At 59.2% G+C, this 23,337-nt stretch carries 17 protein-coding genes; 15 read left to right on the top strand and 2 right to left on the bottom strand.

The annotated features are described in order from the left end of the window. Nucleotides 1-176 precede the first annotated feature (176 nt). From DMP07_RS05610 to DMP07_RS05600, 3 genes are all read left to right on the top strand, one after another. Entirely contained in the window at nucleotides 177-1,454 is a 1,278-nt protein-coding gene (locus tag DMP07_RS05610; protein WP_123198167.1) for a glycosyltransferase family 4 protein, read from the top strand. Nucleotides 1,455-1,736: 282 nt separating this feature from the next. Next, nucleotides 1,737-2,810, top strand: coding sequence for a flavodoxin-dependent (E)-4-hydroxy-3-methylbut-2-enyl-diphosphate synthase (ispG, locus tag DMP07_RS05605; protein WP_123198166.1), 1,074 nt, complete (start codon nucleotides 1,737-1,739; stop codon nucleotides 2,808-2,810). Nucleotides 2,811-2,816: 6 nt separating this feature from the next. Next, nucleotides 2,817-4,532 (top strand): proline--tRNA ligase, encoded by a 1,716-nt coding sequence (locus DMP07_RS05600; protein ID WP_123198165.1) that lies wholly within the window; start codon nucleotides 2,817-2,819, stop codon nucleotides 4,530-4,532. Nucleotides 4,533-4,723: 191 nt separating this feature from the next. Here the strand turns inward: DMP07_RS05600 and DMP07_RS05595 are convergent, their stop codons facing one another. Beyond that, entirely contained in the window at nucleotides 4,724-5,224 is a 501-nt protein-coding gene (locus tag DMP07_RS05595; RefSeq protein ID WP_123198164.1) for a YbhB/YbcL family Raf kinase inhibitor-like protein, read from the bottom strand. 202 nt (nucleotides 5,225-5,426) lie between these two features. Here DMP07_RS05595 and DMP07_RS05590 point away from each other — a divergent pair, with 202 nt between their 5' ends. The 10 genes from DMP07_RS05590 to DMP07_RS05545 all read left to right on the top strand — a co-directional run bounded on the left by DMP07_RS05590 (nucleotide 5,427) and on the right by DMP07_RS05545 (nucleotide 20,209). Further along, nucleotides 5,427-6,806 carry a peptidase U32 family protein gene (locus DMP07_RS05590; protein ID WP_244594882.1) on the top strand — a complete coding sequence of 460 codons (1,380 nt, stop codon included), beginning with the start codon at nucleotides 5,427-5,429 and terminating at the stop codon, nucleotides 6,804-6,806. Nucleotides 6,807-6,949: 143 nt separating this feature from the next. Continuing rightward, on the top strand, nucleotides 6,950-8,470 hold the full coding sequence (locus tag DMP07_RS05585) for a class I SAM-dependent DNA methyltransferase (RefSeq protein WP_123198163.1): 1,521 nt from the start codon (nucleotides 6,950-6,952) through the stop codon (nucleotides 8,468-8,470). Next, nucleotides 8,470-9,633, top strand: a complete 1,164-nt coding sequence (locus DMP07_RS05580) for a restriction endonuclease subunit S (protein WP_123198162.1) — start codon at nucleotides 8,470-8,472, stop codon at nucleotides 9,631-9,633. The genes DMP07_RS05585 and DMP07_RS05580 overlap by 1 nt, the downstream gene beginning before the upstream one ends. Nucleotides 9,634-9,691: 58 nt before the next feature. Beyond that, nucleotides 9,692-10,663, top strand: a complete 972-nt coding sequence (xerA, locus tag DMP07_RS05575) for a site-specific tyrosine recombinase/integron integrase (RefSeq protein ID WP_123198161.1) — start codon at nucleotides 9,692-9,694, stop codon at nucleotides 10,661-10,663. Between the two features lie 36 nt (nucleotides 10,664-10,699). Next, on the top strand, nucleotides 10,700-11,854 hold the full coding sequence (locus DMP07_RS05570) for a restriction endonuclease subunit S (protein WP_280176192.1): 1,155 nt from the start codon (nucleotides 10,700-10,702) through the stop codon (nucleotides 11,852-11,854). Between the two features lie 13 nt (nucleotides 11,855-11,867). Beyond that, nucleotides 11,868-15,251 carry a DEAD/DEAH box helicase family protein gene (locus tag DMP07_RS05565; protein ID WP_123198159.1) on the top strand — a complete coding sequence of 1,128 codons (3,384 nt, stop codon included), beginning with the start codon at nucleotides 11,868-11,870 and terminating at the stop codon, nucleotides 15,249-15,251. A 469-nt stretch (nucleotides 15,252-15,720) separates the two neighbouring features. Then, complete coding sequence (locus DMP07_RS05560) at nucleotides 15,721-16,584, top strand: methylenetetrahydrofolate reductase (RefSeq protein ID WP_123198158.1); 864 nt, start codon at nucleotides 15,721-15,723, stop codon at nucleotides 16,582-16,584. Then, a complete protein-coding gene (locus tag DMP07_RS05555) occupies nucleotides 16,584-17,261 on the top strand; it encodes a vitamin B12 dependent methionine synthase (protein ID WP_123198157.1) in 678 nt (225 codons plus the stop codon). The genes DMP07_RS05560 and DMP07_RS05555 overlap by 1 nt, the downstream gene beginning before the upstream one ends. Further along, on the top strand, nucleotides 17,249-19,714 hold the full coding sequence (locus tag DMP07_RS05550) for a homocysteine S-methyltransferase family protein (protein ID WP_123198156.1): 2,466 nt from the start codon (nucleotides 17,249-17,251) through the stop codon (nucleotides 19,712-19,714). Before DMP07_RS05555 ends, DMP07_RS05550 begins: the two co-directional genes overlap by 13 nt. Nucleotides 19,715-19,912: 198 nt before the next feature. After that, nucleotides 19,913-20,209 carry a CDP-alcohol phosphatidyltransferase gene (locus tag DMP07_RS05545; protein ID WP_123198155.1) on the top strand — a complete coding sequence of 99 codons (297 nt, stop codon included), beginning with the start codon at nucleotides 19,913-19,915 and terminating at the stop codon, nucleotides 20,207-20,209. A gap of 164 nt (nucleotides 20,210-20,373) precedes the next feature. On the opposite strand, the gene DMP07_RS05540 is transcribed toward DMP07_RS05545, so the two are convergent. Then, nucleotides 20,374-21,225, bottom strand: a complete 852-nt coding sequence (locus tag DMP07_RS05540; protein ID WP_161957037.1) for a DegV family protein — start codon at nucleotides 21,223-21,225, stop codon at nucleotides 20,374-20,376. A 154-nt stretch (nucleotides 21,226-21,379) separates the two neighbouring features. Between DMP07_RS05540 and DMP07_RS05535 the strand changes: the two genes are divergently transcribed. Further along, on the top strand, nucleotides 21,380-21,919 hold the full coding sequence (locus DMP07_RS05535) for a TetR/AcrR family transcriptional regulator (RefSeq protein ID WP_123198153.1): 540 nt from the start codon (nucleotides 21,380-21,382) through the stop codon (nucleotides 21,917-21,919). Between the two features lie 208 nt (nucleotides 21,920-22,127). After that, nucleotides 22,128-23,309, top strand: coding sequence for an MFS transporter (locus DMP07_RS05530; protein ID WP_123198267.1), 1,182 nt, complete (start codon nucleotides 22,128-22,130; stop codon nucleotides 23,307-23,309). Nucleotides 23,310-23,337: the final 28 nt, after the last annotated feature.

Raw genomic sequence — 23,337 nt, 5'->3', positions numbered from 1 at the left:
CGCCTTTGCCTCGCCTTGCGCCGTCAGGGCGACGGGCGGGTGATATGCTTGTCGGCCAGTGTCATATTCGCGGCATTATACCCCCGTGCCGCCCGGGCCCGCCGCGCGGTTCGCGCTTGCGGAGCCTATAGCCGCGCGAGTGCGCGGAAGGGGGACGAACGAAGGCGGATGCATATATGAGAATCCTCAACATCACGGCGCAAAGGCCCGACAGCACGGGAAGCGGCGTCTACCTTGCCGAAACGGTGCGCTGCCAGACGGCCTCGGGCCACGAGGCGGCGGTGGTCGCGGGCGTCGGAGCGCATGACGAGCCGTTCATCGGCGCGTCGGTGCCGTGCTTTCCGGTGCGCTTCGATACCGACGAGCTGCCGTTTCATATCGCGGGCATGTCCGACGTCATGCCGTATCCTTCCACGCGCTATCGCGACATGACGCCCGCCATGACGGCGGCGTTCGTGCGCGCGTTCGAAGGCGCGATCGCGCGCGCCGCCGAGGCGTTTCGCCCCGATGCGGTGCTCTGCCATCACTTGTACCTGGTCACGGCGCTGGCGCGCGAAACGCTGCCCGACGTGCCGGTGTGCGCGGTGTGCCATTCCACCGACATCCGCCAGATGAAGATGCACGGCCTCGAGCGCGAGCGCATCATCGCCGCGGCGCGCCGCCTGGACGCGGTGCTCGCCCTGCATGAAGACCAGAAGGCGCAGATCGTCGAGCTGTACGGCGTCGACGAGGCGCGCGTGCACGTGGTGGGCACGGGCTTCAACGCCGCCGTGTTCAACGAGGAAGGCGCCGTGCGCGATGCCGAAGGCGCGCTGCGCACGAAGCCGTTCGAAATCATGTACGCGGGCAAGATCTGCGGCAAGAAGGGCGTTCCTTCGCTGCTCGAGGCGCTCGATGCGGCGGCGCGAAGCGATGAGGCCCGCCGCTTCTTCGCGCCCGCGTTCTCCGAAGGCGCCCTCGACGGGGGCATGGCGCCGTTTCGCCTGAACCTGGTGGGCGGCCACAGCGACGAGGCCGAATACGAGCGCATCGTCGAGCGCGCCCGCGCATGCCGTTTCCCTGTGGAACTTCCCGGCAGGATCGGCCAGGACGAGCTGGTGGCGGCCTATCGCGCCTCGGACGTGTTCGTGCTTCCGTCGTTTTACGAAGGCCTGCCGCTCGTGATCGCCGAAGCGCTCGCGTGCGGGTGCAAGGCGGTGACCACCGACCTTCCCGGCGTGCGCTCGTGGTACGGGGGCCATGTGCCGGGCGCATCGGTGCTCTACGTGGAACCCCCGCGCATGACGACGGTGGACGAGCCGCTTGCCGACGACCTGCCCGCCTTCGAAGCGCGCCTCGCCCGCGCCGTGGCGCAGGCCTGCATGATGCCGCGCGCGCAGGTGGATATGGCCCATATTTCATGGGAAGGCCTGACCGAGCGCATCGTTTCGGCCGTGCGCGATTGCATCGGGTAGCGTCGACGCGATCGGTTGGCGCCTATTGATCGCGGAGGCATGGCGCCGCGGTTCGGTCCGGCCCATGTGCGGAGCACCGGCGGAATGGCTCGCTTATGCGTTGAACGCGTCCGCGCAGCGTCGTGGCCCAGGCCGATCCGCCCCGGTCCGCGTGCGGCGCGCCTTTGCGAACGGCTTGCGCGCCCGCCGTTTCCGCGTGTTTCATAGGAACTTTCCCCGCGTGCCTGCGGCGTGTCTCGTTGGGTTTACACTGGACCGACCGACGAATAAAGGGGGTTCCCTATGACGATCGAACCGAATAAGCTCACGCGCCGCGTGATGGTGGGCGACGTGCCCATGGGCGGCGGCGCGCCGTGCGTGGTCCAGTCGATGCTCAACGCGCCGGCCGACGACGTGCAGGCCAACCTCGCGCAGATCGCCGCGCTCGCCGAGGCGGGCTGCGAAGTGGTGCGCATGGCCATTCCGCGCCGTTCGTGCCTCGACGCTTTCGAGGCCGTGTGCGCGCAAAGCCCGCTGCCCGTGGTGGCCGACATCCACTTCGACGCGCAGATCGCCATCGAAGCCGCCCGCCGCGGCGCGGCCAAGCTGCGCATCAATCCCGGCAACATCGGCGGCTGGGAAAAGACCGACGCCGTGATCGAGGCCGCGCGCGAGGCGGGCATCCCCATCCGCATCGGCGTGAACGCGGGCTCGCTCGACGAGGCGCTCAAAGCGCGCACCGACCTCACGCTGCCTGAAAAACTCGCGGCATCGGTGGTCGAATACGTGGCGCATTTCGAAGAACGCGGCTTCCATGACGTGGTGGCTTCCGCGAAGGCGCACGACGTCATGACCACGGTGGCCACCTACCGCATCCTGGCGCGCGAGATTCCGCAGGTGCCTTTGCATATCGGCGTCACCGAGGCGGGCACGTTGCTGCAGGGCGTGGTGAAATCCGCCAGCGGCCTGGGAATCCTTCTGGAAGAAGGCATCGGCGACACCATGCGCATTTCGCTCACCGACGAGCCGACGGCCGAGGTGCGCGCGTGCTGGATGCTGCTTTCGGCGCTCGACCTGCGCCGCCGCGGCCCCGAAATCATCAGCTGTCCCACGTGCGGACGCTGCCAGGTGGACCTGATCGACCTGGCCAAGCGCGTCGACGAGCGCCTCGCCGCAAGCACCGCGCCGATCAAGGTGGCCGTCATGGGCTGCGTGGTCAACGGTCCCGGCGAAGCCGCCGACGCCAATCTGGGCGTGGCCTGCGGCGCCGGTTCCGGCGTGATTTTCGCCAAGGGAAAAGTCTTGCGCAAGGTCGATGAGGCCTGTATCGTTGAGGCCTTGAGTGAGGAAATCGAAAAACTCGAGTTAGAGGGTTAGGCAATCATGAACAAACACATCAATCGTGCGGTTCTTCGCATGAGCGATATCTACGCTCCCACGCTGAAGGAAGATCCTTCCGACGCCGATATCGTGTCGGCCAAGCTGCTCGCCCGCGCGGGCATGATTCGCAAGGAGGCGGCGGGCCTGTACACGTTCTTGCCGCTGGGCCTTCGCGTCATCCATAAGATCGAGAACATCGTGCGCGAAGAGATGGACACGCACGGCGGCCAGGAAGTGCTGATGCCCTTCGTCCAGCCTGCCGAGCTGTGGCAGCGTTCGGGCCGTTGGAACGCCTACGGCGCCGAGATGCTGCGCGTCATCGACCGCCACGACAACGAGTTCTGCCTCGGACCCACCCACGAAGAGGTCATCACCGATCTGGTGAGCAACGAGCTGCGCAGCTATAAAGACCTGCCGAAGAATCTCTACCAGATCCAGGTGAAGTTCCGCGACGAGCGTCGTCCGCGCTTCGCGCTGCTGCGCGGCCGCGAGTTCATGATGAAGGACGCCTACAGCTTCAACGCCGACCAGGAAAGCCTCGACGAGACCTACGACCTCATGCGCGACGCCTATATCAATATGTGCGACCGCATGGGCCTGAAGTACCGCATCGTCCAGGCCGACCCGGGCCAAATCGGCGGCAACGCCACCGAGGAGTTCATGGCCCTGGCCGAGACGGGCGAAGCCGAGCTCGTGTACTGCGATTGCGGCTATGCGGCCGACATCGAGGTGGGCGAGTGCCATCCGCAGCCCACCCAGTATGCCGCCGATGCGCTGACCAAGGTGGAAACCCCGGGCGTCCATACGATCGCCGAGCTGGCCGCCTTCCTGAACTGCGAAGAAAGCGCCACCGCCAAGGCGTTCTCCGGCAAGGGCGAGGACGGCTCCGTCTGGGTGCTGTTCGTTCCCGGCGACTACGAGGTCAACGAATGCAAGGCCGACCGCCTGGTTCCCGGCTTCACGCCGCTGACCGATGACGACATGGCCAAGATCGGCCTGCCCAAGGGCTCCATGGGCCCCGTGGGCCTGCCCGAGGGCGTCAAGGTGGCCGCCGACGAAAGCCTGCGCGGCATCGAGCGCTGGGTCGTTGGAGCCAACGAGGACGGCTTCCACTACGTGGGCGCCAAACACGGCGAAGACTTCCAGGTGGATGCCTGGGAAGACCTGTGCACCGTGCACGAAGGCGACGCCTGCCCGCACTGCGGCCTGCCGCTGAAGGCCGCCCGCGGCATCGAGGTCGGCCAGATCTTCAAGCTGGGCGACAAGTACTCCAAGGCCATGAACGCCACGTTCATGGACGAAGATGGTTCCGAGAAGCCCTTCATGATGGGTTGCTACGGCGTGGGCGTGTCCCGCACCATGGCCGCCGCCGTCGAGCAGAGCCATGACGATTTCGGCATCGTGTGGCCTGCGGGCATCGCGCCGGCGCACGTGTGCGTCATTCCGCTGTCCGCCAAGCCCGACGAGGTCACCGAGGCCGCCGAGAAGTTGGCGGGCGAGCTTTCCGCCGCCGGCTACGAAGTGGTGCTGGACGATCGCAACGAGCGCGCGGGCGTCAAGTTCGCCGACAATGACCTGATCGGCTGGCCGGTCCAGGTGGTCGTGGGCAAGCGCGGCCTGGCCGAAGGCACCGTCGAGGTGAAGAACCGCGCGACGGGCGAGAAGGTTTCCGTGGCGCTGGACGCCGTGGAGGCTGCCGTCGACGAGATCATCGCCTAGGCTTTTTCCTTGCATGAAAAGCGCCCCCGCCGGGCGCGTCTGCACTTCGAAGGTGCGGGCGCGAGGCGGGGGCGCTTTGCGTTAAGGCTTATATCTACAGCGTATAGAAATGCTTTGCACCCGCATGAAAGACGCGTTGAAGGCGAAGCGGGCGGCGCGGCGCTCACGCCTTTCGCTTTGAGGCTTCGGTTTTAGCAGCGGCCGATCATATCGATGCTCGCTTCGGCGACTATATGGCCGCGACCTGCGGAAACAAGCTGGTTCGCCCAGAAAGGCGCTTCCAGGTCGAGCGGTTCGCCCAGCGCCACGACGCGCAGGGTGTAGGTGTGGTCCGCATCGGGCGGGCAGGGGCCCACGTAGCCCGTGCCGCGTTCGGGTTCGGATTGCGCGGCGCTGTTGTAGCCCTGCATAAGGCCCTCGGCACCCTGGCGGCTTGCATCGTCGGCCAACGCGAATGCGCCGTCGAACGGGCCGTTCGCATAGGCCGTCCAATGGATCCAGGGAAATCCGCACACGGGCGTGCTGTCCCAATCCATGAAAACGAATGCGAGCGCCTTCGCTTCAGCCGGGATGTCCGTCACCTCGAAGGGGAAGGAGCGGCGGCAGCTCCATCCGTGGCAATCGGCGGGGTCGGCGTGTTTGCCGTACGCGTCGGGCAGAAACCCGTTTTCAAGATGCATGACGATGTTCATGCGCGTCTCCTTTCGTCGATGGCCTATTGTCTCATGGGATCGCGGGAAGTATCCGCCGTTGTTGGAATGCGCAAGCCGCGGGTGGCGCCTCGCCGTGCGCTCTTTTCCTGGAAGCGCGTCGCGCCATCGCGCCCTTCGCTATACTGAACGGCCGAAATACCGAACGCCCCGCGCATCCGCGCGTTTTCTCGATAGGAATGCCATGTCTGCCACGTCTTTGCCCCTTGCGTCGATGGAGCTGCTCGCGCCTGCGGGCGGTTGGGAACAGCTCGAATACGCGATCCACTTCGGCGCCGATGCGGTGTATCTGGCTTCGACGCGCTACGGCATGCGCCGCCGCGCCGACAACTTCTCCGAAGACGAGCTGCCCCAGGTGGTCGAATACGCCCATGCGCACGGCGTTGACGTGCACGTCACCGTGAACACCATGATGACCGACGAGGACACTGACGATCTGCATCGCTATTTCGCGGTGCTGCAGCGCGCGGGCGTGGATGCCGTGATCGTGGGCGATATGGGCGCGCTCGTCGTGGCGCGCGAGGCGGCGCCCGATGTGGCGATCCACCTGTCCACGCAGGCTTCGTGCATGAATGCGGCCTCGGCGCGCGTGTATGCGAGCCTGGGCGTGTCGCGCATCGTGCTGGCGCGCGAAATGAGCCTGAAGGCGATCGCGGAAATGCGCCGCCGCCTTCCTGAGGAAATAGAGCTGGAGGCCTTCGTGCACGGCGCCATGTGCATGGCCTATTCCGGCCGTTGCCTGATCAGCGATTATATGGCGGGCCGCGGCGCCAACGTGGGCCACTGCGCGCAGCCGTGCCGCTGGAAGTACGCGCTGGTCGAAGAGAAGCGCCCGGGCCAGTATTTCCCGATCGAGCAGGACGAACGCGGCAGCTTCATCATGAGCTCCAACGACATGAACATGCTTTCGCACCTGCAAGATCTTGCCGACGCCGGCGTGAACAGCATCAAGATCGAGGGCCGCGCGAAGGGCGCCTATTACGTGGCGTCGGTGGTCAACGCGTATCGCCACGTGCTGGACGGCGGTAGCGCCGAGGCCTGGCAGGACGAGCTTGAAACCACGAGCCATCGCCCGTATTGCACCGGCTTTTATTACGGCGACCCGGGCCAGAACCAGGGCACGGTGGAATACGCCCGTTCGCACCAGATGGTGGCGCGCGTGCTTGGCTGCGCGCCTGACGGGCTGGGCGAGGCTGCGGCGTTTCGTGCGGATGCCGCGTGCGATGTGCAGGGCAATCCCGAACGCGTGGAGGTGCTGTGCCGCAACCGCTTCTTCGAAGGGGAAGAGCTTGAGGTAATCAGCCCCGACGCGGCGGTGCGCACCTGCCCGGTGAAGCGCTTGGTGTGGCACGCGGGCCCCGATGCCGATCTGAAAGATGTCGAACGCGACGGCCTGGGCCGCATCATCGGCCCCGACCCGTCCTGCGAAGGCGGTACGTTGGTGGCCGTGGAAGTGGCCAACCGCACCATGGAGCGTTATTCGTTCGCCGTGCCGTTCGAGCTGCACGAGCGCGACATCATGCGCATCCGCCGCGACGGTCAAGACGTAGGCCGCGTGCTGTAAATAACCGCCTTTCGGAGCGCGCCGTCTTATGGCGCGAATCGGCGCGCGCTATGGTGACAAGGACCTTTTCATTCGGACTGCCTTATGGCGTTAGGCTGGCTTTTTCGTTTGAAAGGGATTTACTTAACGAGAAAGGACTCGTTGTGATTACGGGAGCAACGAAGAATAAAGTCGATGCTATTTGGCAGAAGATGTGGGAAGGCGGCATCACAAACCCGCTCGATGTTATCACCAACATCACGTATCTCATGTTCATGCGACAGCTCGATGAGAAAGAGCTCAAGACGGAGCGCATGGAGGTCATGCTGGGTGAGCCGCAACGGCATATTTTCCCTGATGAATATGAAAATGATCGCGGCGAAACCATCCGTGGCAAAGAGATGCGCTGGAGCAGTTTCAAGGATAAGCGCGCCGAGGATATGTATCATGTCGTCGATCGCTTTGCATTCCCCTTCATTAAGACTCTAGGAGACGAGTCTGCCTATTCTCGCGCTATGGAGAACGCTACTTTTGGCTTTCCCGCAGGTAAGCCGTCGCTTTTGGAGAAGACGGTTACTGGTGTCGATGAGCTGCTTCGTGACTTCGATGAACATATTGGCGATCTTGGTGATCTTTACGAGTACATGCTCTCGAAGCTTTCTACGGCGGGCACCAACGGGCAGTTCCGTACTCCTGAGCATATTCGCAAAATGATGGTTGATCTTGTCGACCCCAAGCCAGGTGAACTCATTTGCGATCCTGCGTGCGGCACTGCTGGTTTCCTTATTTCGGTAGCCGAGCATATTCGGGAAAACTACGAGGAGGCCATGACGACGGATCATTGGGATGCCTTCATGGGAAAGAACGGCGTCGATCCGCAGTTCAGCGGCTTCGAAATGGACCAGACCATGCTTCGCATCAGCACGATGAACCTTATGCTTCACGAAGTTGATGCTCCCGATGTTCGTTACCTTGACAGTATTTCTCAGAAGAACGGTATTTCGAGCAAATTCGACGTTATCTTGGCCAACCCTCCGTTCACGGGGTCGGTCGATGTGGAGGATATCGACAAGGGCCTGCGTGCCATTGTCGATACGAAACAGACTGAGCTTCTTTTCGTGGCGCTTTTCTTGCGCATGCTTAAGATTGGCGGTCGCTGCGCATGCATTGTTCCCAACGGTGTTCTGTTCAGGTCGAATTCCAAAGCGTATGGGCAGCTCCGCCGCGAGCTGGTGGAAAATCAGAAGCTTGAGGCCGTCATTTATATGCCAAGCGGCGTTTTCAAACCGTATTCGGGCGTGAGTACGGCCGTGCTTGTTTTCACCAAGACCGATGCGGGCGGCACGGATAACGTTTGGCTTTGCAACATGGAACATGACGGTTTCACGCTTGACGACAAGCGCGATGCCGATGACAAGCATAATGACATTCCTGACATCCTTGAGCGTTGGAACAACCTTGCTGCCGAAGGTGAGCGAGAACGTACCGAGAAGAGCTTCTTGGTGCCTAAGCAAGAAATCGTCGATAACGGTTACGATTTCAGCTTCAACAAGTACACCAAGACCGAGTATGAGCGCATCGAATATCCTCCTACCGAAGAAATCCTTGCCGAACTCGAGGAACTCAATGCCCAGATGACGGCTGGCCTTGCCGATCTCAAGAAGATGCTGGGAGGTGAGCTGTAATGGCGGCCAAACCCCGATTTGACGGGGAATGGGTGAAGCTGGGAGAGCTGACGAGCCTCGTTTCTCGAAAAAACAAGACGGGACAGTGCGGTGCGGTCTATAGTGTCACTAATTCGCAGGGGTTCATTCCTTCAACCGAGTACTTCTCAAAGGAAGTGTTTAGCAAAGAACTCAAAACTTACAAGTTAGTCGGGAGAAACCAAATAGCGTACAACCCATCACGCATCAATGTGGGGTCGGTTGCTTTGCAGGACAGGGAAGACGAGGTGGTTGTAAGCCCCCTTTACGTTGTTTTCTCTGTTGACCAGGAACGGTTGGATCCCGCGTATCTTCTTCGATTTCTCAAAAGCGGGCCGGGGCTTAGCCAAATTGCGTTCCAATCGATTGGAACCGTGAGAAACAATCTGAAATATGACGGGTTGAGCAATATTCTTTTGCGCGTTCCGTCCTTGGAAGAACAGCGGCTTAGGATTCGAGCTCTTGTTTCCCTCGAAGAGCGGATCGAAACTTGTCGGAGCTTCCTTTCTCGCCTCGACGCCCTCGTCAAATCCCGGTTTGTCGAGATGTTCGGGGGCGGTGAATGGGAGGTTGCTCCACTTTCAGAGCTTGCTAGCATTCAGGGTGGCTTGACGAAAAATAGAAGGCGGGATCAGATGCCCCTGAGGTGTCCCTATCTACGCGTGGCGAATGTGCTTCGAGGAATGCTGTGTTTGGAAGAAGTGCTCGAAATTGGGCTAACTGAAGCTGAGCTTGAGAAAACTGCGCTTCTGAAAGGTGACCTTCTTTTCGTGGAAGGCAATGGAAGCAGTGACCAGATTGGCAGATGTGCGGTATGGGATGGGTCCATAGCCTCATGCGTACATCAAAATCATCTCATCCGCGTCCGCTTCGATAACAATGTGATACCAGTTTTCGCACTGGCCTATTTTAATTCCGTTGATGGGCGTGAACAAATCTCGGCTTGCGCGGTCAGTACATCTGGTCTTTTCACGTTGAGTACTGGGAAGATAAAGTCACTCGAAATCCCCCTTCCGCCCCTTTTCCTCCAGCAAGAGTTCGCGGACTTCGTCGCCGAGGTCGACAAATCGAGGTTTGTCGTCCAGCAGCAAATTGAGAAGTTGCAAATGCTTTATGACAGCCTTGCCCAGGAGTATTTCTCCTAAGGCCATATCAAATCGATTTATGGGAACCTTCTGTAACCGTATACGACAGGAGGTTCCCATGCTTTACGACAACGACACCATTCGAGAGATAGAGCGGGAGATGTCCGCGGTGCTCGATGGCACCCAGATGAAGAAGCTTCACGAGTGTCTCGCGAGGGTTATGGGCGAGCAAGGCTCGAAATCGCCGAACAACGCAACGCTTCTCAGGGATTTCCTTAATGCAAAAACGGTTGAAGGATGCTCGCCGCGAACCATCCAGTATTACTCGGTGACGCTCGGGCATTTTGTTGGCTCGCTCGCATCTCCTCTTTATGCTGTAGGAACTGCAGAGGTCAGGGATTATCTTGCGTCGCGTGGCGAATCGGGAACGGTGAGCAATGTCACGCTTGACAACATTCGCCGCATCATATCGAGTTTTTTCTCCTGGCTCGAGGAAGAGGAGATTATTTACAAAAGTCCTGTCCGGCGAATTAAGAAGATTCGGTCGGTCATGGCGGTGAAACCCATCATTACGGATGAGGAGATGGAGTTCATCAGGGATTCGTGCCGCAATTTGAGAGATAAAGCCGTTATCGATCTTCTTGCGTCAACGGGCATGCGCGTCGGTGAACTTGTGCGGCTTAACCGCGAAGATATCGATTTCGAAAAGCGCGAATGTGTCGTTCACGGCAAAGGCAACAAGCAGCGCAAGGTGTATTTTGACGCTAAGGCGAAGATTCATTTGCAGAGCTACTTGCGGCATCGCTCCGATCAGAATCCGTCATTGTTTGTTTCGCTCAAGGCCCCGTTTAAATCGCTCAATATCAGCGGGGTGGAGTCGAGGCTGAGAGACATTGGAAGAAAGGCAGCTGGCCTGAGGCTTCATCCTCATAAATTCCGCCGCACTATGGCAACCAGGGCGATCGATAAAGGTATGCCGATCGAGCAGGTGCAGGTTCTTCTCGGCCACAGCAAAATCGATACCACTCTTTGCTATGCGATGGTTGACCAGCAGAACGTAAAACGTTCGCACAGCAAATACATAAGCTAGAAACCCCGATTTGAGGGGAGATGTAAGCAGGTTAAACTGTGTGAAATTGCAGAGGTTAAGACAGGCAATGTGGCCCCAAAAAAAGATGCATTTTCGAAAGATGGCGTGTCGTTTGTTCGGGCTGGAAGTCTATCGGATCTCCTTGCGGGAGGGAGCCTCGCTGATCTTGAAAAAATTGATGCATTTACCGCTGAAAAGCTCCGACTAACCTTGTTTCCAGCGGGGACGGTTGTGTTTGCGAAAAGCGGTATGTCATGCATGACGGGGAACGTGTATATTTTGCCCGAGCCTTGCTATGTGGTGTCCCATCTTGCATGTGTGATTCCGAATGGGAGCCATGCCGTCTACTTGAAGCACTATTTTCGTTTTAATCGTCCGAACAAGTTTGTGGATAATCCGTCGTTCCCCTCAATTAAGCTGAATAGGATCAAGAATATCGAACTCAGACTCCCTCTGCCTGGAGTAATGGACGAGCAGGCGCGGGTTCTCGAGCGCATCGAAGGTCAAGTTGAACAGATGAAAATGCAACTCTCGCTCCTCGACGCTCTCGTCAAATCCCGGTTTGTCGAAATGTTCGGGAACTCGCGTTTGGGCTATAAATATGAAATTCAGAAGTTGGGAGCCCTTTTGTCCGTTGATTCGCAAAACGGGCTTTACAAGCCCCAAAAGTTTTACGTTGACAAAGGTGGCGTCCCTATTGTTCGTGTGGATGCTTTCCAGACGGGCCATATTGATGACTACGGAAGTCTCAAGCGTCTGGAATGCTCCGAATCCGAAATCGAGGTCTACGGCCTACGCGAGAACGATATTGTGATAAATAGGGTGAATGGGAGCATCGAGCGGGTCGGCAAGATTGCTTGGATACATGGACTAGCTGAGCCAACCGTGTTCGAATCCAACTTGATGCGTTTCCATGTTGACGAAGACAAGCTCGACCTTTCCTATATCACCGCGTTCCTGAACTCTGACGATATCAGGCAGCAAATCAAATCACGCGCCCGGATAGCAAACCAGTGCAGCATCAATCAGGGGAACGTTGCGGACTTTGACATTCCATTGCCTCCGCTTGCCCTTCAGCAAGAATTCGCCGACTTCGTCGCACAGGTCGACAAATCGAGGTTTGTCGCCCAGCTCCTGATGGGGAAGTATAATGGTGCAATGACTGCAATCGAGAAACTCATCACCAGGTAAGGTGGGCGAAAGTATGAACTTCGATTTCCTTAAGCGCGCAGACGGTTATTACAGCCTTTTTGCTGATGCTTGTATTGAGGCTGAGAAAGTTTACGCCACGTCGCCCGCCATGTGTGCTGTTGGCTGCCGAAAGGCGCTCGAGCTAGCGGTTAAATGGGTTTACGCAATCGACAATTCGATACATATGCCCTATCGCGACAATCTTTCGTCGTTGCTCTATGAGCGCTCGTTTATGGATACTGTCGACGAACGTGTATGGCGCAAGCTTATCGGAATCAACAAGCTGGGCAACATTTCCGTGCATACCGAACGTGTTATTACTCCGTCCGATGCCATTCTTGTGTTGCACAGCCTTTTCGAATTCACCGATTGGATCGATTACTGCTACGGCCCCGATTACGTTGAGCGTGTCTTCGATGAGCGAAAAATTCCACAGAAGGGAATACAGCTCACGCTTGCCCAGATAAGGGCCATTAAACATCGCGAGTCGCTTCTTAATGAAAAAGAAGAAGAGATTAAACGCCTTGAGGCGGAGATTAGAAAACTAAGCGCGCAAGCCAGTCAAGCCAAGGAAGAGAACAAGCGGCAGCGCAACTTCAATCCCGAGGATATATCGGAATTCGAGACGCGCAAGCACTATATCGATTGGGATCTTGCGCTTGCCGGCTGGAAGCTTGACGAGAATGCGCTTCAAGAACGCAAAGTCTATGGCATGCCTGTTGAGCCAGGCAATGATACGGGTATGGGCTACGTCGATTACCTTCTTATGGGCAAAGACGGGCGCCCTCTTGCCATCGTCGAGGCCAAGAAAACCACCTATTCCGAGCAAAAGGGGCTCAAACAGGCGCGTCTTTATGCTGCATGCCTCGAAAAGGAATTCGGATACAAGCCGCCCATCTTTCTTACCAACGGTTTTTCCACCCTTTTCGTTGATGACGAGTCTGGTGCCCCGCGCCAGGTGAGCGGTATTTTCTCTCAGGACGATTTGCAGAAGATTCTCAATCGTCGCACTTCGGCGATGAAGCCATCTACCTTTGCGGTGAATGAGGCGATAGCCGGTGGCGGGAAGCGCTATTACCAAGTCGAAGCTATCCAGCGTGTTTGCGCCAATATCGAGGAGGGGCATCGAAAAAGCCTTCTCGTCATGGCGACAGGCACGGGCAAGACGCGTGTTTCGGCCGCTTTGGTCGATGTGCTCATGCGTTCGGGTCACGTTAAAAACGTGCTTTTCTTGGCCGATCGCGTGGCACTTGTGCGTCAGGCGAAGCATGGCTATCAAAGCTATCTGCCCAATGCGTCGCTGTGCAATCTGTGCTCGAACAAGGACGAGCGTAATGCTCGCATTGTCTTTTCCACTTATCCGACCATCATGAATGCGATCGATAAGGAAAGAAACGAAGATGGCGACCGTATGTTCACGCCGGCTCATTTCGACCTCATCATTGTTGACGAGGCCCATCGCTCCATTTTCAAAAAATATCGTGCGATTTTCGAATATTTTGACTCTCTTGTCGTCGGACTCACGGCGACGCCGGCCAATGAAGTCGATCGTAACACCTATGATTTCTTTGATGTCGAGCGCGGCGTGCCGACTTATGTTTACGAATACGAGACGGCAACGAATGTCGATCATGTGCTCGTGCCGTATTTCGGTATCGAGACCCATACCGACTTTATCGATAACGGCATTTCGTACGACGAGCTGTCGCCCGAGGAACGTGACCAGATTGAAGACGATTTCGAAGACGTCGGCCAAGATGTGCCCGATAAAATAGATGCCGACGATATCAATCGCTGGATTTTCAACGAAGCGACGGTTGATAACGTTTTGGTCACCCTTATGGAAAAAGGCATTCACACTAAAGGCGGTCAGGAGCTGGGCAAGAGCGTTATTTTTGCCCAGAATCAGAAGCATGCTCGCTACATTGTCGAACGTTTCGGGAAGCTCTATCCAGGGCTCCCCGGCGATTACATTCAGGCCGTTGTTTATTCGGATGACTACTCGCACACTGTTATCGAGGACTTCGAACTCAAGTCGCGTCCCGTTATTGCCGTGTCGGTCGACATGATGGACACGGGAGTTGACGTACCCGAAATCGTGAACCTCGTGTTTTTCAAGAAGGTGCGATCGAAAATTAAGTTCTGGCAGATGATTGGTCGAGGCACGCGTCTTTGTGCGGGCCTCAACGTGATGGATCCGCTCGATGGCCCCCATGAGGACAAGGAGCGCTTCTTCATTTTCGATTGGTGTCGTAATTTCGAGTTCTTCCGCGAGAACCCTCAGGTTGCCGAGGGCAAGTTGGCGATTACCGTCGCCGAACAGGTATTTAGTCGCCAGGCGGAGCTTGCTATGATTTTGCAGCAAAGCGCTTTTGCGGGAGACGATTATCAGGCGTGGCGCAAAGAGCTTGTCGAGGCCATGCATGGCCAGGTTGTTGCGCTCAGCGATGAGTTGTTCACCGTGCGTCAGCATCGTCGAGAAGTCGAGGTTTATCGTCGCATCGAATCTTATGCCATGTTGACCGACGGGGCGCTTGCCGAACTCAAAAAGCCCATTTCTATGCTCATTGTTAGCGATGAGACCGATAGCGACGCCCTGCGCTTCGACAACATTATGTATGGATACATGGTTGCACTATGCGGAACTCGAAAGGTGGAGCAGTACAAGAGACGTCTTGTTTCCATGGCGAGAAACCTGGCGTCGTTGGTAACGGTTCCCCAGGTTAAGGAACAGATGCCTCTTATCGAACAGGTCGCAGATGGGCAGATGCTCGACGGCGTCGATCTGCTTACGCTCGAAAGCATTCGCAAAAAGCTCCGTTCGCTTATTAAATTTATCATTGACGGCCCGCGCCGTCGCGATGTTATCACGCACCTTGACGACCCGGTTACCCAGGTTGTTTACGGCGTAGTTGCGGATATGGGCGAAGACTACGAGGATTACAAACTCAAAGTGGAGCGTTATCTTAAAGACTACGGTGACAATCTCGTTATCCACAAGCTGCGTACCAATAAGCCTATGACTGAGTACGAGTTTGTGCAGCTGGAGCATATTTTTACGCACGAGCTCGGTAATGCGGGGGATTATACCAAGGCATACGGGGATACCCCATTCGGTCTTCTTGTCCGCAAGATCGCACACCTCGATAGGGATGCGGCCATGGAGGCGTTCGCTGGCTTCCTTAACGACCAGAGTTTGAACGAGCAGCAAATCTCGTTCATTAAACGCGTGGTTGATTATGTGGTTGAAAACGGATACATGGAGCCGAAGGCGCTCAATCAGCCTCCGTTCGATAGGCCGCGTTCTTTCATGCAGATATTCAATACGGAGCAGCAGATGGCGTTGGTGACCGTCATCAAGTCGATCAAGGACAACGCGGTGTCGCCTGCCGCGTAGCGATGCCTTGGTTGCGCGCTACGCCTACTGGCCATTGTCTGTTGGTCCGAATCCCCCGATGCCGCGATGCGCGTCGGGGGATTTTTCGTATGGCTGCGAATTCGGGGTGCTTTCGTTCCATTCGTTCCGGAACGAAAAGCTTTTGCGTTCTATTCGGTTTGAAACGAAAGCTGTTTTCGTTTCAAACGTTGTGAAACGAAAGCTGTTTTCGTTTCAAACGTTGTGAAACGAAAGGCCGTTTCGTTTCATTCGCTGCGCAACGAAAGCGGCTTGGCCTTGCGAGCCGACCATGCGGGACACGTCGCCTTTCGCCGTGTTTCTCCACCTCGGTTCGACCGCCTCGACCAGCCTGTCGCCGCGTTTCGCCGCAAATATTTCGAATCTGTTTCATCTACTATCGCAGACTAAAGCGCCGCCGTTTTCTCGCCCTGAATCGCTACAATGGCTGATCGACGAGAAAGGACCTACCATGCAGATTTCGCAGGTGTTCGAACGCGACGGCCTTCCCGTGTCGTTCGAAATCTTCCCCCCGAAAGGCGAGCTGCCTGTCGAGGCGGCCCACGCGCTTGCGGCCGAGCTTTCCATGCTCGACCCGGCGTTCGTGTCGGTGACGTATTCAGCAGGCGGCAGCGGCAACAGCGAGCGCACGATCGACGTCGCCCGCATGGCCAAAGACGATTTCGACCTCGCCATGATGGCGCACCTGACCTGCATGGGCGCAACGAAAAACGATGTTCACCAGGTGCTTGCGGCCATGCGTGCCGCCGGCATCGAAAACGTGCTCGCCCTGCGCGGCGATTCCGTGGAAGGCGTTTCGACCGCCGATTTCCACTTCGCCAAAGACCTCATTCCCGTGGCGCGCGAAGCGGGGTTCTGCGTGGGTGCGGCCGCGTATCCCGAGGGCCATATCGAATGTCTCGATTTCGACGAGAGCATCCGCCATCTCAGGCAGAAGCAAGACGCGGGCGCCCAGTTCTTCGTGACGCAGCTGTTCTTCGACAACGCCTGCGCGCTGCGCTTCCTCGACGCCGCGCTCAATGCGGGCGTCACGGTTCCGATCACCTTCGGCATCATGCCGTTTCTTTCCAAAGCGCAGATTTCGCGCATGGTGTTCATGTGCGGCGCCAGCCTGCCGTCGCCGATCATCAAGCTTTTGGCGCGCTATGAAAACGACCCCGCATCGCTTCGTGCGGCGGGCATCGAATACGCGTGCGAGCAGCTCGAAGGCCTGGCGGCCGAAGGGGTTGACGGCCTGCATATCTACACCATGAACCAGCCGGCGATTGCCGCGGCGGCCATGGAGGCCCTGCGCGCGAGCGGGGCGGTGGTCTAGTGCCGACGTATCGTGTCGATAAGGCCGAGGCGCTGCGCTATCTGGGCTACGCGGGCCAAAAGACCGACGATCTGCTCGACGAGCGCATCGATGAGCTGATCGCGGCGTGCGAGCGCGATTCGGCGCCCGCATTCGTCTACAGGATATTTCCCGTGGATGCGTCGTCGGGCGCGATACGTTTGGTGGGAAGCTCGCTCGTGCTTGAAGGCTCGGCTATCTATGAGCATCTGCGCGAGGCTCGTTCGTGCGCGGTCATGGCGGTCACGCTGGGCCTTGCCAACGAGCGCGCAACGCTGCGTATGAAGGCGAAAAGCGCGCTCGATGCGGCGGTGTTCGGCGCAGCGGGATCGTCGCTCGTCGAGTGCGCGGCCGATGCGTGCGAAGCGGCCATCGTGGCCGAAGCGGCGCAGCGCGGGCTGCATACGAACTGGCGCTTCAGCCCCGGCTATGGCGATTTGCCGCTGGATGTCCAGCCCGCCATCGTGCGCACGCTCGAGGCGGACAAAAAGCTCGGGATGACGGCTACCGATTCCAACCTGCTTATTCCCGTGAAAAGCGTGACGGCGTTCGTCGGATTGTTCGACGAGCTGCGCGAGCACACCAAGCGCAGCTGCGCCGGATGCGCCTGCGCCTCCCATTGTTCTTTGCGAAAGGCTGGTACGCCATGCTACCGATAACCTCCCATGCCGTTTGCGCCGATGCGCGCGATTCGCTGCACATCGCCGACGACTATCTGGCCCGTGTGATCGCGGGCGAGGAATACCTGGTGTTCGACGGGGCAATGGGCACCATGCTGCAGGCCGCGGGCCTCGAGGCGGGCGAGCTGCCCGAGCTTTTGTGCCTGACCAGCCCCGACGAAGTGACCGCCATCCACCGCGCGTACGTCGAGGCGGGGAGCCAGGCCGTCACTACGAACACGTTCGGCGCCAACGCTCGTAAGCTCGGCGACGCCGCTTCGGTGCGCGAGGTGTTCGCCGCTGCCGTTTCGTGCGTGCGCGCGGCGGGCGCGCGCTACGTGGCGGCCGACATAGGCCCGACGGGCGCTTTGCTCGCCCCGCTCGGCACGATGAGCTTCGACGAGGCCTACGACCTGTTCGCCGAACAGGTGCGCGCGGCCGTCGAGGCGGGTGCCGACATCATTTTGATCGAAACCATGGCCGACCTTCTGGAAACGAAGGCGGCGGTGCTGGCGGCGAAGGAAAACAGCCGCCTGCCCGTGTTCGCCACCATGACTTTCGGCGAAGACGGCCGCACGTTTTTGGGAACGAGCCCGCGCATCGCGGCGCTCACGCTGTCGTCGCTGGGCGTGCAGGCGCTTGGCGTGAACTGTTCGTTGGGCCCCGACGACCTGCGTCCGCTGGTGGACGAGATGCTCGAGGTGGCCACGTGTCCCGTGATGGTGCAGGCCAACGCCGGCCTTCCGCACGTCGAAGGCGGCCGCACGGTGTTTTCCGTATCGGCCGATGCGTATGCGGAAAGCGTCGCGGGCATGGTGGAGGCGGGCGTGCGCATCGTGGGCGGCTGCTGCGGCACGAACCCCGCCTATATCGCCAACGTGGCGGATATCGTGCGCGATAAGCGTCCTGTCAGGTCGTTCGCCCGGCCGCTGTGCAGCGTGACGAGCGCCCAGGAGGCCGTGGTGCTCGAAGGCCGCCATGTGGCCACGATCGGCGAGCGCATCAACCCCACGGGCAAGAAGCGCCTCAAGGAGGCCCTGCGCTCGGGCGATTCCGATTACATCATCAACGAGGCGATCGCCCAGACCGAGGCGGGCGCCGATATCCTGGACGTGAACGCCGGCCTGCCCGAAATAGACGAGGCCGCCGTGCTGGTCGATCTGGTGGGAAAGATCCAGGGCGTTTCGGGGCTGCCGCTGCAGATCGATTCGTCCGACCCCGTGGCCGTCGAGGCGGCCGTGCGCGCGTATGCGGGCAAGCCAATCATCAACTCCGTGAACGGCAAGCAGGAAAGCCTGCAGACCGTGTTGCCGATTGCGAAGCATTACGGCTGCGCGGTGGTCGGCCTGACCCTCGACGAAGGCGGCATTCCGCCCACGGCTGAAGAGCGCTTCGCGATCGCCGAGCGCATCGTGCAGGCGGCCGAGGAGGCGGGCATTCCGCGCCAGGACGTGCTGATCGACTGCCTGGTCATGGCCGCGTCCACCAATCAGAGCGAAGTGGTCGAGATCCTGCGTGCGATTACGCTGGTGAAAGAGCGCCTGGGCGTGCGCACGGTGCTCGGCGTGTCTAACGTGAGCTTCGGCCTGCCGCTGCGCGAGGTGGTCAACGCCACGTTTCTGGCGTCGGCGTTCGCCGCGGGCCTGGACATGCCCATCCTCAACCCGCTGTCCGAGCGCTATCGCGAAGTGGTGGATTCGTGGCGCGTGTTGTGCGGCCAAGATGTCGGCGCCATGCGCTACATCGAAGGCTACGCCGATAAAAAGATCGCCTCGGCCACGGCGAAGGCCGCGTCCGGCGCGCCTGCGGGCGAAGGGGGAGCGCCGACTGCGTGCGAGGACGGCCTGCGTCATTTCGTGATCACCGGCCGCCGTGCCGCCGCGGGCGCCGAAGTGGAGCGCATGCTCGATGCGGGCGAGAGCGCCATGGCCGTAATCGACGGGCATCTGATTCCCGCGCTGGACGAGGTGGGCAAGCGTTTCGAGGCCGGCACCTTCTTCTTGCCGCAGCTGATGGCATCGGCCGAAGCGGCCAAGGCGGGCTTCGACGTGATCAGGAGCCGCAGCACGGGCGAGGCCGTGGCCGATAAAGGCTCGGTGGCCGTGGCCACGGTGAAAGGCGACATCCACGACATCGGGAAGAACATCGTGCGCATGCTGCTTGAGAACTACGGTTACACGGTGTACGACCTGGGTCGCGACGTCGAGCCCCAGGCCGTGATCGATTGCGTGAAAGAACACGGCATCAAGCTGGTGGGGCTTTCGGCGCTTATGACCACCACGGTGCGCGGCATGGAAGACACCATCGCGCTTCTGCGCGAGCAGGCGCCCGATACGAAGGTGTTCGTGGGCGGCGCGGTGCTTACGCCCGAATACGCTCAGATGGTCGGTGCCGACTATTACGCCAAAGACGCCGCGGAAGGCGCGCGTATCTGCGCGGAGGTACTGGGGTAGGGAGTGCGGTCCGTGCCGTTCTCCTGCGTTTCCCATCTTCGTTCTTTCATGCTCCCGTGCGGCTCCGGCTTCGCGCGGGTGCGTGGGGCGGGGGTCTTAGAATCGCTGGCCGACCTCGCGTAACGTTATAGTAAGATGCTTGGTATGAAGCCGACGGCGCACCGCGGCGCCGTTCCATCGAGTCGGAAGGAGAGCATCATGGGAGTCCAAGCCGAGGAGGCGCTCGAACTGGCCTCGTTCGACGAGTTCGCGAATTACCTTCGCGCGAATACGCGTGTGTTCATGGAGCTCGGCGAGAAGACGTACTATCTCACCCACACCGATGAATACTGGCGCGCGCAGGATTGCGCCGAGCTCAACGACAAAGGCCATTTCCTCGATTGTTCCGATCTGGTCGCTACGCTCAATGAGTTCTTCGGTCTGGCATGGCTTGACGGCAAGACGATCGAAGACGTGTTCGCCGACGCGAAGTTCTACAAGAGCATTCAGGAGTAACGAAAATCGAGCCGCTCGTAAGGGCGGCTCGATTGCTTTCGAAAGCGGATTGCCCGCTGTGCTCTTTCTGCGCTAGCAGGGCGATGCCGTTGCGGGTGAATGCGAAGCGGCCCGACTAATATTCGTCGGGCCGCTTTTCGTTTCATTTCACGTTGTCCGTCGCGTTAGTCCTCGTGCTTTTTCTCCACGTAAGCGAATCCAAAAGCCCCCGGTCCCAGGTGGGCGCCGATCGTGCCGCCTACCTGCTGGAAACAGGTGTTCTCGATATCGAGCCCGAAGCGCTCGACGGTTTCTTCGCGCAGTTTTTCAGCGAGCTCGCGGTCGCTTGTGTAAGGGAAGTAGACTGGCCATTCGGGGTCGATATCGGCCTCGGCGAACTGTTTCCAGATGATCTTCTTCGCAGCGGCGGTTCCCTTGGCCTTCGCGGGGCTGACCAGCTCTCCGTTTTCGACTGCGATGGTCGGCTTGATTTTCAGCAGATTGCCGATCACGGCAAGCGATGCGGGAATCCTGCCGCCCTTGCGCAGATATGTCAGCGTGCCCATGATTCCGCACACATGCACGCGGCTGCTGAATTCCTCGATGAGCGGCACCATTTCGGCAAGGGTCTTTCCCTCGTCGCGCAGTTTGACGGCATAGCGCACTACGATGCCTTGGCTCACGATGGCTTGCCTCGTGTCGATTACCGCGATGCGGTCATAGCCTGAAAGGTTTGCGGTCATGCGGGCCGATTCGTACGTTCCCGAAATGTCGGAAGTCATGCAAAGAATCAGGACCTCCTCGTCGTTTTCCTGCGCTTCGCGGATGAAGCCCAGGTAGGTGTCGGGGGAGGGCTGGCTCGTTTTCGGGAACTCTTCCGAGGTCTCGAGAAGGCGGTAGAACTCGTCGAACTTCTCGGGGATGTTGCGTGTGCAATGGATGTCTCCGAATGCGATGTCGAGCGGAGCGAGTTTGACGCCGAGTTCGGCGGCCTCGTCCTCAAGGAGGTCCGACGCGGTATCGGTGACGATCATCATGATGGTTTTTATCCTTTGTCCGGTTGCCGTAGAAGCGAAGTGCCATGATACAAAATGGCTCATATCATTCCTATCTTAAAAAGAAGGCGCGCGGACGGCAATACGGGGCGTATTACAAAAAGTCAACGAATGAATCGGCGAATAGGAGAGAAATATGGATAAGCGTATTGAGGCGAATAGGAATACCAGGTTGCGGATCATCCGCGCAACAGTGCGGCTGCTCGGCGAGAAAAAGCTCTCTGACGTTTCGGTTACCGATATCGTGGAGGAGGCGGGCGTGGCCCGCGCGTCGTATTACCGCAACTTCGATTCGAAAGAAGACGTGCTGCTCGACGCCGGGCGCATGATCATCGACGACTTCAAGAAAAACATGCAAGGCATCGAGGGGGGATGCTGCAGCTACGATGGCGTCGTGAAGACGTTTCGCTACTTTCTTTCGTATCGCGAACCGCTTCTGTCGTTTCATCGTACGGGGTGCACGGGCATTTACGAAGGGCTGTTTCAGAACTATATAGAAGACGAGGCGCGCAAAAACGATACGGATCCCTCGGCGCGTTACCGGGCTTCTTTTTTCTCCGGCGCGCTGTTCAGCGTATATGTAGCGTGGCTTGAAGGGGGAATGGAGGAATCGCCCGAAGACATGGCCCGCATGTTCTGCGCGATGGCGGCAAGTGCGTTCGGAGAAAGCCGTTAGAAGCCGCGTGCGCGCATGATCGATATCGCCGGCGCATCGCCGCCTTGAAGGCGGGTTTTATGCGATGCATCCGGGTCTTATCGGGGCCTGCGCTCCGTCGAGCGTAGGCCCGGTTTATAATCGCCGTCCGCAAAAGGGGATGCGCCTGGTTCCGCGCGCGTTTCTCATATATGTTTACATCGTAAAGAAGGATGGTGCGAAGCGGTTTATGACGGCGAAGGAATGGCTTCCCCTGATAGGCATCGCCGTTGCGGCGTTCGTGTTCAATACCTCCGAGTTCATGCCGATCGCGCTGCTCGTCGACATCGCGGCCGATTTCGGCGTCACGGAAGCTCGCGCGGGGTTGCTGATCTCGGTGTATGCGTGGGCGGTCTGTTTGCTCTCTCTGCCGCTCATGGTGTTCGCATCTCGGTTCGATTTCAGGAAGATCTTGCTGTTCTTGGCGGCGTTTTTCGGCGTGTGCCAGGTATTTTCCGCGTTAGCTCCCGGATATTGGAGCCTTATGGCCGCGCGTGTCGGCGTAGCGTGCGCGCATGCCGTGTTCTGGTCGGTCGCCTCGCCTGCTGCCGTGCAAGCCGTTCGTCCCGAGTACCGTTCCCGCGCGCTTTCGACCATCGTCGCGGGGTCGTCGGTCGCCATGATCTGCGGGCTGCCGCTGGGTCGCGTCGTCGGCCTGGCGCTCGGGTGGCGCATGACCTTCGTCTGCATCGCGGTCGTATCGTTTCTCGTGCTGACGTATCTGTTCGTCGTGTTCCCGAAGATGGGGGCGGGCGAACGTTTTTCGCTGCGCGAGCTGCCGGACCTGTTGAAAAACCGCGTGCTGCTTGCGATCTACCTGGTCACGGCGCTCGTTGCCACGGGCTATTACACCGGCTACAGCTATATCGAGCCGTTCTTGCAGCAGGTCGGGGGATTTTCGGACGGCTTCATCACGGCTGCGCTTTCTCTCTTCGGCGTGACGGGCATCGCGGGCAGCCTCTTGTTCGCGCGCCTCTACGAAGGCGAACGCCGCCGACACGCGTTCCTTGTCGCGGTGCTCTCGGGTATCGCCGCCTCGCTTGCGTTCATGCTGCCTGCGGCCGAGGGCGCTGCGGGCGTCGTTGGGATCTGCGTGCTTTGGGGCGCCTGCGGCACGGCGTTCAATGTGTCGCTTCAGGCCGAAATACTCAGGTATGCGCCTGCGGGGTCGGCCGCTGTGGCTATGTCGATCTTCTCGGGCATTTTCAATTTGGGCATCGGCGGCGGATCGGCGATCGGCGGAGCCGTGGGGTCGGCGATATCGGTGGCCTTCGTCGGTGTGGCGGGGACGCTCGTCGCAGTCGGCGGAGTCGTGGCGTGCGTGATGCTGCTGGTTCCGGCCATGCGCAAGAAGAATGCAAGCTCGCGGTAGGAGCTGCTGCGCGAAAGGGCCCGATTCC

Source organism: Slackia faecicanis (assembly GCF_003725295.1).
GTDB classification, from domain to species: Bacteria; Actinomycetota; Coriobacteriia; order Coriobacteriales; family Eggerthellaceae; genus Slackia; species Slackia faecicanis.
The sequence above is the reverse complement of the archived record's forward strand: the minus strand, read 5'-3'. Positions and strand labels throughout refer to the sequence as shown.

What these genes read in the sequence shown, in the direction of transcription:
- DMP07_RS05600 (WP_123198165.1), top strand. Translation starts at nt 2,817, where the DNA reads ATGAACAAACACATCAATCGTGCGGTTCTTCGCATGAGCGATATCTAC.
- DMP07_RS05580 (WP_123198162.1), top strand. Translation starts at nt 8,470, where the DNA reads ATGGCGGCCAAACCCCGATTTGACGGGGAATGGGTGAAGCTGGGAGAG.
- DMP07_RS05535 (WP_123198153.1), top strand. Translation starts at nt 21,380, where the DNA reads ATGGATAAGCGTATTGAGGCGAATAGGAATACCAGGTTGCGGATCATC.
- DMP07_RS05560 (WP_123198158.1), top strand. Translation starts at nt 15,721, where the DNA reads ATGCAGATTTCGCAGGTGTTCGAACGCGACGGCCTTCCCGTGTCGTTC.
- DMP07_RS05530 (WP_123198267.1), top strand. Translation starts at nt 22,128, where the DNA reads ATGACGGCGAAGGAATGGCTTCCCCTGATAGGCATCGCCGTTGCGGCG.
- DMP07_RS05545 (WP_123198155.1), top strand. Translation starts at nt 19,913, where the DNA reads ATGGGAGTCCAAGCCGAGGAGGCGCTCGAACTGGCCTCGTTCGACGAG.
- ispG (WP_123198166.1), top strand. Translation starts at nt 1,737, where the DNA reads ATGACGATCGAACCGAATAAGCTCACGCGCCGCGTGATGGTGGGCGAC.
- DMP07_RS05565 (WP_123198159.1), top strand. Translation starts at nt 11,868, where the DNA reads ATGAACTTCGATTTCCTTAAGCGCGCAGACGGTTATTACAGCCTTTTT.
- DMP07_RS05610 (WP_123198167.1), top strand. Translation starts at nt 177, where the DNA reads ATGAGAATCCTCAACATCACGGCGCAAAGGCCCGACAGCACGGGAAGC.
- DMP07_RS05595 (WP_123198164.1), bottom strand. Translation starts at nt 5,224, where the DNA reads ATGAACATCGTCATGCATCTTGAAAACGGGTTTCTGCCCGACGCGTAC.
- DMP07_RS05540 (WP_161957037.1), bottom strand. Translation starts at nt 21,225, where the DNA reads ATGATGATCGTCACCGATACCGCGTCGGACCTCCTTGAGGACGAGGCC.
- DMP07_RS05550 (WP_123198156.1), top strand. Translation starts at nt 17,249, where the DNA reads ATGCTACCGATAACCTCCCATGCCGTTTGCGCCGATGCGCGCGATTCG.
- xerA (WP_123198161.1), top strand. Translation starts at nt 9,692, where the DNA reads ATGCTTTACGACAACGACACCATTCGAGAGATAGAGCGGGAGATGTCC.
- DMP07_RS05590 (WP_244594882.1), top strand. Translation starts at nt 5,427, where the DNA reads ATGTCTGCCACGTCTTTGCCCCTTGCGTCGATGGAGCTGCTCGCGCCT.